Consider the following 13,494-nt stretch of genomic DNA (forward strand, 5'->3'; position numbering starts at 1 on the left):
GATAGACTTACAAGCCACTCTTGAGACTGGCTTCAATAAAGGGGTCGAGGTCGCCGTCGAGCACACCCTGGGTGTTCCCGACCTCCACGCCGGTGCGCAGATCCTTGATCCGCGACTGATCCAGCACGTAGGAGCGGATCTGGCTGCCCCAGCCGATGTCGGACTTGGTGTCCTCCACCGCCTGCTTCTCGGCATTGCGCTCCTGCAACTCGCGCTCGTACAGCTTGGCGCGCAGCTGGTTCATCGCCATCTCGCGGTTCTTGTGCTGCGAACGCCCGGCCTGACACGCCGCCACCACTCCGGTCGGGACGTGGGTAATGCGCACCGCCGAGTCGGTGGTGTTCACGTGCTGACCACCGGCGCCGGAGGAGCGATAGGTATCGACCCGCAAATCGGCCGGATTGATCTCGATCTCGAAGTTCTCGTCGATCTCCGGGGAGGCGAACACCGACGCGAACGAGGTATGCCGGCGGTTGCCGGAATCGAACGGCGACTTGCGCACCAGCCGGTGCACGCCGGTCTCGGTGCGCAGCCAGCCGAAGGCGTACTCGCCCTGGATGTGCACGGTCGCACTCTTGATCCCGGCGGTCTCGCCCTCGGAGAGCTCGGTGACCTCCGCCTTGAAACCCTTGTGCTCGGCCCAGCGCAGGTACATGCGCAGCAGGATGTTGGCCCAGTCCTGGGCCTCTGTGCCCCCGGAACCGGCCTGGATATCGAGATAGGCGTTGGCCTCGTCCATATCGCCGGAGAACATGCGGCGAAACTCCAGGCCCTCGATACGCGCGGTCAGCGCCTCCACATCGGCCTCGACTGACGCCGCCGTCTCCTCGTCGCCATCCGCCTCGGCCATCTCCAGCAGGTCCCGGCTCTCGTCCAGCTGGGTGCCGATCTCGCGGATGTTGACCACCACGCCCTCAAGCTGGGCCCGCTCCTTGTTCAGCGCCTGGGCCTGCTCCGGGTCGTTCCAGATATCCGGGTTCTGCTCCAGCTCGCGCTGGACTTCCTCTAGCCGTTCTTCCTTGGCAGGGTAGTCAAAGATACCCCCTAAGGCCTTCCAGGCGGCCTTTCAGGTCATCGATCAGGGAATACAGCGCGTTCAGTTCCATGGCAGTTTCCGTCGGGTGCCGTGGCGCGCACGGCAGGTTCGATCACGTGGCGAGAAAAGCCGGGCAGTATAACACCCGACAGCGGCTTCAGGGCCGGCGGGGACGGCGCCAGAACGCCAGCGCGTCGCGGCGTTCCAGCACCAGGGCGCCGGCGCCCGACCCGGCCGTGGATTGCGGATCAACAAATTCCAGCGCGCCCAGGCCGCCACGGAGCAGAGCCCGCAGCTTCGGTGCCACCACGTCGTCGGCAACCGACTCCAGAAGCTCGAGCCGGCGCTCGAGCGACGGGGCCGCCTCCAGTGCCTCGACGACGACCACGGTATCGCCGGATTCCGCCGGGTCGGCCGCCGGGTCGGCTGCCCAGTCGATGCCGGCACCCCGCGCCAGCCAGTGCGCGACCACACCGCCGCCACACACACGGCCCACACTCGTTGGGCCACCGGGATGCCCGGGCGACCAGGGCCAGAGGCCATGCACGGCCCCACGCCCCTCCCGCTCGCGCGCCAGATTCACCGGGTGCTGGAACCAGGCCATCTGCAAGGCGTTGGCCAGTACCTGCAGGCGCCGAGCTACATCGCCCTGCATCGACGGCGCCACCATGGCGCGCCCCATGCCGATCGACGGTGGCGGGCCCGACGCATCGCCCTCGGCGTCCATCCGCATCTCCCACAAGCCGTCTTCACTCAGCGCCAAGGTCGCCCCGGCCACCTCCAGTTCCGGCTGTGCAGCCGACCACAAGGCCTCGCGCTCGGCCTCCGACACCGGATCCACCGGATAGGCCACCAGGTCCTTCATCCCCGCAGTCAGCTGCACCGGCTGGACCAGCCAGGTTCGCCATCCGGAAGCGGTTGGCCGGTATCCCAGCCGCTCGGCCAACGCGGCCTCCCATCCTGGTGCTTCCGTGCCGCTGACCCCGCTCCGCGCCCGTCCGAGCCAGCGCGCCAGACGTCGCACAGAGAGCGGAGGCGCCCCGGCCACCGTACCCTCGGGCGCTGCCCACAGGCCGGGCAACAGGTGAATCACCCGCCGGCTTGCACCCGGCCGCGTCATCGATCGGACCCGTAGCGCCCCTTCGGCACGTCGCGCTCCTTCGCCGGATCGTCCTCGATCCCCGGCGTCATGCGACCTTCGTCGTCATACGGGAGCCGGACATGCCCGTAGCGAAGCACCAGCACTGCGCCCGCCAGAATCAGGACCCCGGCCGTCACCGCGATCAGCTCCCATACGTCCATGTCCTTCATGTCGATGATCACGTAACGCGCCAGCGCGACGATCGCGATGTAGATCGGCAGGCGCACCGGGAGACGCCCGGAACGCAAGTAGATCCCGACCATCGCCAGCACCTCAAGAAAGATGAACAGCAACAGCAGGTCGGCCAATCCCACCCACATCGCCGAGACCATGGTGGCGATCTCCTGCAGGATCGCGATCACGGTGGCGATGGCGATCACCACCAGCACGGCCACTTCGACATGATGCAGGGCGCGGCGCCCGGCGCGTTCGACGTTCATGCATTCACCACAATTGCCCCAATAAGTCCGGCCATCCTATCACCCGCCCCGGGCACGAACGCTCAATTCTCCCATTGGTCTATACCAATAGGCACAACGATCTGAAGCACCCGCCATGACTCGATCCATCGACATCAAGAAGCTGCCCGCCATACGCCGCATCCAGTGGTCCGCCGCATGCGGACTCGGCGCAGGACTCGTCCTGCTGTTGCTCGCGCTGCCGGCCGCCGCGGAGGACTACCCCGCCGATTCCGCGATCTCTTGGCAGGACTGGGACAGCCAGCTTTTCGAGGAATCCGAGGCACGCGAGCGGCCCATCTTCTTTTATTTTCACGGCCAGTGGTGCACCTGGTGCCGCGACTTCCAGGACGAGTCCCTGGAGAACCCCGACGTGGTGGACACCATCGACCAGCACTACATCCCGGTCCTGGTCGATCTGGACGAACGTGCGGATCTGTTCCGGCGCTACGGTGGCCGCGGCCTGCCCTTCGTGGTCATCGTGAATCACGAGGACGAGATGCTGACCCGCTTTACCGGTCACGTGAATGCCCGCGACCTGCAGAGCATCCTGGTGGCCCAGCGGGACATGTTCTCGGTCACCGGTCGCGAGATCACGCCGGACGATGCCGCGATCGACGATCTTGAAGCCTTCATGGAGATGCTCGACGAGGTCTACGATGCCCGCGCCGACCGCCTGAGCGGCAGCGCCACCTTCGGCACCCTCAGCAAGCGCCCGCAGCCCTGGACCTATCGCTTCCTGCTCACCGCCGAAGGGTGGCGGGATCGCATGCCCGGGCTCCTCGACCAGATCGCGGAGGACCTCTACGACGAGGTCGAAGGCGGCTTCTTCTTCTTTCACGACCCGGACCAGCGCGACCCGGTCCTGGCACTGGAGACCTCCAAGCGCCTGGACCAGAACGCCGCCTTCCTGTGGCTGTTCTCGAACGCCTACGAGACGCTGGGTGACGAGCACCACGCCGAGATCGCCCGCGGCATCCGCGACTACCTGCGCAATCAACTATGGGACGAGCGTCAGCTGCGTTTCGGCAACAGCCAGTACGCCGACCGCGACTACTACCAGCTGGACCCGGAGACGCGCACGCAAACCGACCCGCCCCGGGTCGACCGCAACACCTACGCCGACACCTCGGGCCAGGCCATCGCCGCCCTGGCGAACATGGCGCGGGTAATGGAAGACCGGGAAACGCTTGAGTGGGCGCGCGAGGCCCTGACGGCGCTGGATCGCTACCTGCAGACCGAACAGGGTTACCTCCACGGCATCTCGGCTACCGGCCGCCCGGCAATGGGGGGCTACCTGCCCTCGCAGATCTGGCCGGAGATCGCCCGCCAGGAACTGGCGCGCGCCACGGAGGCACTGGACGGGGAGCGACCGGAGATGCCCGACCCGCTCGCGGCACTGGACCGGCTGGAACCGTTCTTCAACAAGGAGCTGGGCGCCCACGCCGAGCGGATCGGCACCGATCTGGAACCCTGGTCGGAGACCCGCACCCAGGCGGCGCTGGCCTGGTGGCTCTACCGCCTGCCGGACGCCGCCATCGAGGAATCCCACATCGATCGCAACATGGTGCGCGAACGCCTGCGCATCGAGCCCGGTGCCGACCCCGACGACGTCGCTCTGGGCTTCGACGCCCTGCGCCGGGGCTTCTGAAGCCCCGTTGCAAGGCCTTGCGGTCGCTTATCCGGCGTCACACCACCCCCGGTTTCCCAGGATGGCGAGCCGAACCTGCGCTGCGCCTGGCTCGGCCGTTACGCCTGTTGACGGAACCCCGCAACCTCGCCCTGTAGCTGCTGCGCCAGGGCCTCCAGCGCCTCCACCGCCTGCTGCATCTCGTTCGCCCCGTCGGCGTTGCGCACGGCAATATCGTTGATGTGGTGGATGTTGCGGTTGATCTCTTCCGCCACCTGGCTTTGCTCCTCGGTCGCGCTGGCCACCTGGCGGGTCATGTCGTCGATGGCGGTCACCGAGTCGTGGATGTACTCCAGGGTCTCGCCGGCCTCGCCCGCCTTCGCCACGGAGGTCTCCGCATGCTGCTGGCTGACCTCCATCGCCTGCACCGCGCGGGTGGCCCCGCCCTGCAGGCGCTGAATGATCTCGCGGATCTCCCCGGTCGAGTCGTTCGTGCGCTGTGCCAGGTGGCGCACTTCGTCCGCCACCACCGCGAAGCCCCGCCCGGCCTCGCCGGCCCGCGCCGCCTCGATGGCCGCGTTGAGCGCCAGCAGGTTGGTCTTCTCGGCGATCTCCTCGATCACCTGCAGGATCGTGCCGATGTTGTCGCTGTCCCCTTTCAGTTCCACGATCACATTGTTCGCCTGACGAATCTCGCCGGCCAGCGTGTTGATCGCACCCTGGGTCGCCTGCACCACGGTGCGCCCGCCTTCCGCCGCACGCGTCGCCTGCCCCGCGCTCTCGGCCGTGCTCTGCGTGTTGTTGGCGACCTCTTGCACCGTGGCAGACATCTGGTTCATCGCCGTGACCACCTGCTCCACATCACCGCGCTGTTCGTGGGTGGCACGCGTCAGTTCATTGCTGCGCCCATCCAGCTGCCGCGCCGAGGCGGCAATCCCGTCCGCCGCGTCGGCAACCTGGCGAATGAGCCCGGAAAGCCGGCCCATCACCGTGTTGAAGGCCGCGCCGGTGCGCCCGATCTCGTCGTCGGTCGTCACCTCCACTCGGTGCCCGAGATCCGCTCGGCCCTCGCCGATCGCCTCCAGCCCCTCGGCCAGTCGCTCCATGGGGCGCGTCAGCACATTGGCGTAGAACCAGCCAATACCCAGCGCCACCACGAACGCGACGATCCACAGCACCCACAGCAGCCACCACAACTGGGTCACCAGCGCCGCGTCCACACCCGCGGCCAGATCACCCTTCATGGTGTGGAAGGTCACCCCGCCCATGATGGACAACGGCACGGTGCTCACCACGATCACCAGGATAATCAGCTTCAGTCGCAGCCCACCCAACGGTCCAATCTTCATCGACGCCCTCCTTTAGAATCGTTAACGACCATCAGGCCCCCGCCTTGAGTCCGGCGCAGTATCCGCCAGCCCTCGCAGCCACGTCATGATCAAGCTCAATCCGAACCCCTGGCCGCAAGTTCAAAAGCGTTGCACCACAGAGAGTGCCGAGGGCACAAAGAGGAAAAACGACAGGTTCACCACGAAGCGCACGAAGACGCGACGTCAGACGATTATTTTGTGGGGCGCCCGGGCAGCCGATGCGTCGAAATCGGCATCACGCCGCCCGTGATCTACCCGGCGCGCAACACCATGTGCCTACCCGCGTTTTGATCTTCATGGGAATGCTGGCTGCCCTTGCATTTCATCGTGCCTTCGTGCGCTACATGGTGAATAAAGCCCTTGAGCGGGCGCTCGCCTCACCCCCGATACCCAGACACAAAAAAACCCGCGGGCCCGAGACTCGGGACCGCGGGTTCGCGGTACTGCGTTAGCGGATCCGCTTACCGGCTGCGGGCCGCGCGGTTGCCGTTGGCGGACGGGCGACCGTTGCCGCCGCGACCACCACCGGGCTTGCCGCCGCGACCGTTGCGCGGGGCGCCGTTGCGGGCACCACCGCCCGGCTTGCCACCCCGACCGCCACGGCCATTCGCGTTGCCGTCATTGGCGGCGGGCTTCGGCGTGGCGAAACCCTCGGTCTCGATACGGTCGATCGGACGCTTGATCAGGCGCTCGATGCCCTTCAGCAGCTTGATCTCCTCGCCATCCACCAGCGACAGCGCGGCACCGGCGGAGCCGGCACGCCCGGTGCGACCGATGCGATGCACGTAATCCTCCGGCACATTCGGCAGTTCGAAGTTGACCACCTGCGGCAGCTGGTCAATGTCCAGGCCGCGCGCGGCGATATCGGTGGCCACCAGAACCGGCACCTGACCGGACTTGAACTGCTTCAGCGCCTTGGTACGGGCCGCCTGGCTCTTGTTGCCGTGAATCGCCTCGGAGCGCACGCCGTCCTTCGACAGCTTCTCGGCCAGGCGATTCGCGCCGTGCTTGGTACGGGTAAACACCAGCACCTGTTCCCAGTTGTTGGTGCGGATCAGGTGGCTCAGCAATTCGCGCTTCTGGCTGGTCTCGACCAGGTGCACGCTTTGCTCCACGCCCTCGGCGGCCGTGTTGCGCGGCGCGATGTCGATCTCCGCCGGGTTGTTCAGCAGGCCGTTGGCCAGCTTGCGGATCTCGTCGGAGAAGGTCGCCGAGAACATCAGGTTCTGGCGGTTCTTCGGCATCATCGCAATCAGCTTCTTGATATCACGGATGAAGCCCATGTCGAGCATGCGATCGGCCTCGTCGAGGACCAGGATCTCCACACCGGACAGGTCGATGGTCTTCTGATTGGCGTGATCCAGCAGACGCCCCGGCGTCGCCACCACGATGTCCATGCGATCACGCAGGGCCTTGATCTGCGGGTTCATGTTGACACCGCCGAAGATCGTCATCGAGCGCATCTTCAGATTGCGCCCGTAAGTCTTCACGGATTCGTGAACCTGCGCAGCCAGCTCGCGGGTCGGGGTCAGCACCAGGCAACGCGGGCGGCCATTGCCGGCCTGCGGCGCATCCGAGGTGGAAAGGCGCTGCAGGATCGGCAGGGTGAAGCCGGCGGTCTTGCCGGTGCCGGTCTGGGCGGCGGCCAGCAGGTCGCCTCCCTTCAGGACTTCCGGGATGGCCTGGGCCTGGATCGGGGTCGGGTGCTGGTACCCGGAGGTTTCCAGCGCACGCAAAAGGGTATCGGCCAACCCGAGGTCGGCAAAGGTCGTATCAGTCATGGAATGCTCCAACGCCACCCGCCACTCGTTCAACACAGAGCACCCATCGGGGGAAACGAAATCAGGGGGATCACTGCGAGCCGGAAGGCTCTGGATCAAATGAACGGACGCTGACGGGCGGGGCGTTCGATCCGGGCACTATACGCCTTTTGTCAATGAAAAGACACCGCTCCATACCCCATCGGATATATATTTGTTTTGTGCGGGAATATCCGCTAGCTTCATCTCAAAAAAACCGATGCCAACGCAGCACCGGTCAGGCCGACGCGACCCCAAATAACAACGATCGGCCATCAGGGGAACAAAATGAAACGCAACCTGCCTGTCACCGGGATCGAGGCGGACTACCCGGAGAGTGCCAATATCCTCTCCACCACCAACCTCAAGGGGGCCATCAGCTACGTCAACCCAGAGTTCATCGACATCAGCGGCTTCGAGGAAGAAGAGCTGCTGGGCAAGAATCACAACGTGGTTCGTCACCCGGACATGCCCCCTGTCGCATTCGAGGACCTCTGGCAGACCGTTCAAGGCGGACGATCCTGGATGGGAATGGTCAAGAACCGCTGCAAGAACGGCGACCATTATTGGGTCAGCGCGTACGTCACACCGGTGACCGAGGACGGTCAAACGGTCGAATACCAGTCCGTCCGCACCAAGCCGCAACGCGAGCTGGTGGAAAAGGCCGAATCCGTCTACGCCGCCCTGCTCGAGGGGCGCATGCCCCTGTCGCTGCGTCTGCCACGCATTGGCATCAAGACCCGGGCCGTCGCCTCGGTGGCCGGTGGCGTGCTGCTGGGCCTGATTGCCAGCCTCGCCCTGACCGGCATCACCTGGGGCTCCGCACTGATCTTCACCCTGACCACCCTGCTGGTCGCCGGCCTGCTCGTCTGGACCAGTCTGACGCCGCTTTGCCGCGCGGTGGCCCACGCCCGCCGCATCGCCAACAACCCGGTCAGCCAGTACATCTACACCGGGCGTACCGACGAGGCCGGCGAGATCCTGTTCGCGATGCAGATGCTGGAGGCAGAGGCAGGCTCGGTCGTCGGGCGCATGGGGAACGCGGCCGAACGCCTTACCCGGACCGCCGACGCCCTGGTCACTGCGGTCGGTGACAGCCGGCAAGCCTGCAACCATCAACAGACCGAGACCGAGCAGGTGGCAAGCGCCACCCAGCAGATGGTGAACAGCGTGCAGGAGGTCGCCCGCAGCGCCCAGGGTGCGGCCGATGCAGCCGACCGGACCGACCGCGAAGCCGGTGCCGGAAGCGGCGTCGTGGCCGAAAGCACGCAGGCTATCGAAAACCTGGGACAGCATATTCGCGATGGATCGGGTGTGATGGCCGAACTGGAACGCCACAGCCAGGACATCAGCAGCGTTCTGGACGTGATCCGCGGCATCGCCGAGCAGACCAACCTGCTCGCCCTGAACGCGGCGATCGAGGCCGCACGCGCCGGCGAACAGGGGCGAGGCTTCGCCGTGGTGGCGGACGAGGTGCGCACACTGGCCAGTCGAACACAGGATTCCACCGCCGAAATCCAGCAGATGATCGAGCGTCTCCAGGATCGCGCGCGGGCTGCGGTGGCGTCCATGGAGCAAAGCCGCACGCAGGCCGAAACCAGTGTCGAACAGGCCCGGCAGGCGGCGGCGGCACTCGAAAACATCACCTCGGGCGTCGGACAGATCCGCGACATGAGCACCCGGATTGCGGCCGCCGTGGAACAACAGGGGACCGCCGGGGAAGAGATCCGCCGGGGGGTCGACTCGATCCGCAGCGCCGCCGACACCACCGCGAACCGGGCCGATCAAAGCGACACCGCCGCCCGCGAGGTCGCGCAGCTCGCAACCGGACTGCAAGGCCTCGCCCGGCAGTTCTGGGCAAGACATCGCTGAAAGGGAAAGCTCCCCAGATGACTTCCCCATCCGATCGGTACCTGCGGCAACATATTGCCCTCGCCTCCGGCGTTCTGCTGGCGCTACTGCTGTTACCGCTGGCGATCTGGATGCTCGGGGTGGAGCTGCCGCGGATCCTGCCCCGCGAGCACCTGACCGCCTTCCACACGGGCGCGGAGTTGTTCGCGGTGGTTGTGGCCGTACTGGTGTTTGCGGTGGGCTACCACGTAATCGACCGCCGCCGCGTGGCCGCTTCTCTGCTGCTGGCGTGCGCCTTCCTGGCGGTCGCGTTGCTTGATTTCCTGCACCTGATGACCTATCCGGCCATGCCGGATTTCATCACCCCGAACTCGCCACAACAGACATTGTTGTTCTGGCTGGCCGCGCGCCTGGTCGCGGCGGCGGCGTTGCTCGCCTACGTGGCCCTGCCCATGGTCTCGCAAAGCGACGGTCCACCACGCCATGTCTACCTGATCGGGAGCCTCCTGCTAGTCGCCTTGCTGGCGTGGATCGGGCTTTGGCATGCGGAGAGCATCCCGCCCCTGTTCGACCCGGTCAGCGGGCTCACGCCCATCAAGGTGGGGCTGGAGGCGCTGGTCATCGGCCTGCACCTGGCCACCCTGGCCCTGCTCGCCCTGCGCCGTGAGCTGCTGCAACGTCCGGGCATGCCCCTGGTCGCCGCCGCCCTGGTCATCAGCATCGGCAGCGGGCTGTTCTTCATGTTCTACGAAGACCTGACGGACACCCCGTTTGTACTCGGCCATTTGTACAAGCTCGCGGCGTATCTCCTGATCTACCAGGGCCTGTTCCTGGAAAGCGTACGCTCGCCCCTCCAGCGCCTGCACCAGGCCCACCGCGATATCGAGATGCGCGAGCAGCGTTACCAGCAACTGGTGGAGACGGCCCCCGACGGCGTGCTGGTCACCGACATGGACGGCCGTATCGTGATGGCCAATCGCAACATCGAACGTCTGTTCGGCTATCCACGCCAGCAATTGATCGGGCAACCGGTGGAGCGGCTGGTCCCCGAGCGCCTGCGCGAACGCCACCGCATGCACCGGCGGGCACATGCCCACACCATCAACCGGCGCACCATGGGGCAGGTGCCCCACCTGCGCGGGCGCCGCATCGACGGCACCGAGTTCCCGCTGGACATCAGCCTGAATGCTTTCGACGACAGCGAAGGCCGCCGCATCACCGCGTTCATCCGCGACATCACCGACCGCCAGCGCCGCGAGGCGCGGATCCAGCACCAGGCCACCCACGACAGCCTGACCGAACTACCCAACCGCTGGCTCCTGCACGACCGCCTGACGCAGGGGATCGCCCAGGCCGAACGTCACGGCCACCCGATCGCTGTGATGCTGCTGGATCTCGACAACTTCAAGATGGTCAATGACACCTTCGGCCATCACGAGGGCGACCAGCTGCTGAAGGCCGTGGCCGCCCGACTTCAGGGCGCCCTGGACCAGGAGGCGACCATCGGGCGTTTCGGCGGCGACGAGTTCATGATCCTGCTGACCAACGTCGAGGACGAACAGGCCATCGGCCAGGTCGCCCAGCGCATCCTCGGCATCTTCGGCAGCCCGTTCCAGACCGAACACACGCGCAACCTCGCCTCCACCGGGAGCATCGGTATCGCCCTGTTCCCGCGCGATGCCCGCGACGAATGCACCCTGGTGCGTTACGCCGACATGGCGATGTATGAGGCCAAGCACTCCGGACGCAACACCTATGCCTTCTTCTCGCAGCACCTGGACGCCCAGGTGCATGAGGAACAGCGCCTGCAGCAACGCCTCCAGCAGGCGCTGGAGAACCACGAACTCGAGCTGCACTACCAGCCCCTGCTCGATGTCGCCTCGAACCGCATCATCGGCGTCGAGGCCCTGGCACGCTGGACGGACACCGAACTCGGACCGGTTGCTCCGGCACGCTTTATCGCCAGCGCCGAGGCCAACGGACTGATCCTGCCGCTGGGCGACTGGGTCATCCGCACGGCCTGCGAGCAGCTCGCCCAGTGGTCCCGCGCGGGTCTCGACCTCCGCGTCGCGATCAACATCTCCGCCATTCAGTTCCGCCAGCATGACCTGGTGGACCATCTGGGCAGGGCTCTCCGGGCCACCGGCGCCCCACCCGAGCACATCGAAATCGAGGTCACCGAAACCGTGGCCATGGCGGACGTCGCCTTGACCCGCGATCAGCTGCGCGGACTAAAGGCCTTGGGCATCCGGGTCGCACTGGATGATTTCGGCACCGGCTATTCCTCCCTCGCCTACCTGAAATCGCTGCCGATCGACAAGCTCAAGATCGATCGCTCGTTCATCGCCGACATCGGCCAGGACCCGGAATCCGACATGATCCTGCGCTCCATCGTCCACCTCGGCCACAGCCTGGGCCTGACCCTGGTGGCCGAGGGCGTGGAGACCGAGGCGCAGCGCGACTTCCTCCGGACGATCGGCTGCGACCTCTACCAGGGCTGGATTCATTCAAGGGCCATGGCGCCTCTCGCCCTCGCCGACTGCCTGGAGACACGCCTGGTCTGAAGCGGGGCCCCCACACCACCCCGTCGTCCCGGACACCACGCAACACACACCTCGTCATCCCGGACACCGCCCAACCCCACCCCGTCATCCCGGACACCGCGTAGCGGTGATCCGGGATCCCTCGGCCGGGATGACATCAAGGGGACGGGCACCCACCATCAGCTCGAACCAGCAAGCAATCATTCCGCGTGTCGTTTCGCCTCACTTCTCAACGCCTGCGCGCCAGCCAGCAACAAAAAGGCCGCCCGAAGGCGGCCTTTCGTGACCGAATCCAGCCGTTCGCGCCGCCATCGAACCCCCGGCGACGCGGCGCTCGATCAGTACCCCGTACTGCCGTGCACGTCCGGCGGGGCCTCGCGCGTCAGCATCGCCCACGTCAGGTGCGCCATCACCTCGGGCGCCACCACCGTATGACGGTTCCCGCTGTTCTGCATCCCCTCGCGCAGCTCCTGGCGGACCTGCGGCTGCCCGGTCAGATCGAAGATCACGTCCACCTGATCCCCGCGCGCCACGAGATCCGCAACCGACTCCAGCGGGATCCCCTTCGCCTCGGCCAGCCGGCGCCCCTCGGTCTCGCCCTGCTCCGAGGCCGCGCAGATCGTCATCCCCGGCAGACCGGACTCCAGCAACATCTCGAGGAAGCGACCGCCCACCCGGCCCAGTCCCACCACTGCAATCTGAATCGACATATGCACTCCATCCTTTTCTGTTTTTGTTGTTTCCATGCATGCCCACGGTTGCCATCCGCCGGGCACGCTCCCCGACTGTAGGCCATGTGCGGCGCCCACGCACGCCACCCCGTGCACCGGGCCGCCCCGCCCGCCATCCGGCCATTTGGAGCGGCCCGCGGCACGCCCTAGAGTGCCCTGAGTTTGCCAACCAACCGGAGCCCCCCATGGAAAACGTTCACCTGCCGATCCGCGCAGACCGCCGCGAGCAGGGCAAGATCATTCAGCGCATCGAACGCCTGGAGGGAGTGGAGCTGGAATTCACCGACCTCGACGTCGGCGACTACCTGCTGCCGAACGGCGTCGTGGTCGAGCGCAAGTCCGCCACCGACATGGTGCTCAGCGTCGTCGACAAGACCCTGTGGGAGAGCGCCGCCAAGCTGAAGGCCAACTACCAGCAGGTCGTCTACATCGTGGAGGGGGACCTCTACGAGCCGCGTTTCCACCAGCAGGCGCTGGACATCCACCGCGCCCTGGCCCACCTGACGATCGCCCTCGGGATCAGCGTCCTGCCCAGCTCCGATGCCGACAACAGCGGCATGCTGATCTACCTGCTGGGGCTGAACGCACAGATCGAGCCGGACCCGTCTGACCGCCCGACCAAGCCCGACACCCGGCGCAAGGCTGCCGAATTCATCGTCAGCGGCCTGCCCGGCGTCGAGGCCGACCAGGCCCGCGACCTCCTGCGCGACATCGGCAGCGTGCGCGACATCGTCAACGCCGACGCCGCCACCCTCGCCCAGACCGACGGCCTCGACGCAGAACGCGCCCAACGCATCGAATCCGTCGTCACCTACGGCAGCCGCACCACCTGAACACCCCCCGAGCGGCCAGCCGCACGACCCTCTGTGGGAGCCTAGTTGCAGGCGAAGCCCCCGCCAAAGCCGGACCTGGACAGCGGACGATTGGCGAGGTGA

At 66.3% G+C, this 13,494-nt stretch carries 10 protein-coding genes; 4 read left to right on the top strand and 6 right to left on the bottom strand.

Going from position 1 to position 13,494, the window contains the following annotated elements; genetic code table 11:
• Positions 1-7: 7 nt before the first annotated feature.
• The 3 genes from prfB to D575_RS0110575 all read right to left on the bottom strand — a co-directional run bounded on the left by prfB (position 8) and on the right by D575_RS0110575 (position 2,617).
• Positions 8-1,106 (bottom strand): peptide chain release factor 2 gene (gene prfB / locus D575_RS0110565; protein ID WP_155984856.1). Its coding sequence is split into 2 segments (ribosomal slippage): positions 8-1,033 and positions 1,035-1,106, totalling 1,098 coding nucleotides; the frame shifts between segments, so codons are not numbered across the junction.
• Between the two features lie 87 nt (positions 1,107-1,193).
• On the bottom strand, positions 1,194-1,982 hold the full coding sequence (locus D575_RS0110570) for a hypothetical protein (RefSeq protein WP_018145886.1): 789 nt from the start codon (positions 1,980-1,982) through the stop codon (positions 1,194-1,196).
• Positions 1,983-2,152: 170 nt separating this feature from the next.
• Positions 2,153-2,617 carry a phosphate-starvation-inducible protein PsiE gene (locus D575_RS0110575; RefSeq protein WP_018145887.1) on the bottom strand — a complete coding sequence of 155 codons (465 nt, stop codon included), beginning with the start codon at positions 2,615-2,617 and terminating at the stop codon, positions 2,153-2,155.
• Positions 2,618-2,732: 115 nt separating this feature from the next.
• Here D575_RS0110575 and D575_RS0110580 point away from each other — a divergent pair, with 115 nt between their 5' ends.
• Positions 2,733-4,286: a DUF255 domain-containing protein gene (locus D575_RS0110580; protein WP_018145888.1), complete on the top strand. Its 1,554-nt coding sequence runs from the start codon at positions 2,733-2,735 to the stop codon at positions 4,284-4,286.
• A 98-nt stretch (positions 4,287-4,384) separates the two neighbouring features.
• Here D575_RS0110580 and D575_RS0110585 read toward each other — a convergent pair whose 3' ends face one another.
• Together D575_RS0110585 and D575_RS0110590 are read right to left on the bottom strand one after the other, a co-directional pair.
• Positions 4,385-5,614, bottom strand: a complete 1,230-nt coding sequence (locus D575_RS0110585) for a methyl-accepting chemotaxis protein (protein ID WP_018145889.1) — start codon at positions 5,612-5,614, stop codon at positions 4,385-4,387.
• 482 nt (positions 5,615-6,096) lie between these two features.
• Positions 6,097-7,416: a DEAD/DEAH box helicase gene (locus D575_RS0110590; RefSeq protein WP_018145890.1), complete on the bottom strand. Its 1,320-nt coding sequence runs from the start codon at positions 7,414-7,416 to the stop codon at positions 6,097-6,099.
• 306 nt (positions 7,417-7,722) lie between these two features.
• Between D575_RS0110590 and D575_RS0110595 the strand changes: the two genes are divergently transcribed.
• Complete coding sequence (locus D575_RS0110595; RefSeq protein ID WP_018145891.1) at positions 7,723-9,306, top strand: PAS domain-containing methyl-accepting chemotaxis protein; 1,584 nt, start codon at positions 7,723-7,725, stop codon at positions 9,304-9,306.
• A gap of 17 nt (positions 9,307-9,323) precedes the next feature.
• Positions 9,324-11,849 (top strand): EAL domain-containing protein, encoded by a 2,526-nt coding sequence (locus D575_RS0110600; RefSeq protein WP_018145892.1) that lies wholly within the window; start codon positions 9,324-9,326, stop codon positions 11,847-11,849.
• A 317-nt stretch (positions 11,850-12,166) separates the two neighbouring features.
• Here D575_RS0110600 and D575_RS0110605 read toward each other — a convergent pair whose 3' ends face one another.
• The gene (locus D575_RS0110605; protein WP_018145893.1) at positions 12,167-12,538 is read right to left on the bottom strand and encodes a hypothetical protein; all 372 of its coding nucleotides are present in this window, start codon (positions 12,536-12,538) and stop codon (positions 12,167-12,169) included.
• A gap of 206 nt (positions 12,539-12,744) precedes the next feature.
• Here D575_RS0110605 and D575_RS0110610 point away from each other — a divergent pair, with 206 nt between their 5' ends.
• The gene (locus tag D575_RS0110610) at positions 12,745-13,392 is read left to right on the top strand and encodes an ERCC4 domain-containing protein (protein ID WP_018145894.1); all 648 of its coding nucleotides are present in this window, start codon (positions 12,745-12,747) and stop codon (positions 13,390-13,392) included.
• Positions 13,393-13,494 lie beyond the last annotated feature (102 nt).

Source organism: Thioalkalivibrio sp. AKL6 (genome assembly GCF_000376905.1).
GTDB classification, from domain to species: domain Bacteria; phylum Pseudomonadota; class Gammaproteobacteria; order Ectothiorhodospirales; family Ectothiorhodospiraceae; genus Thioalkalivibrio; species Thioalkalivibrio versutus.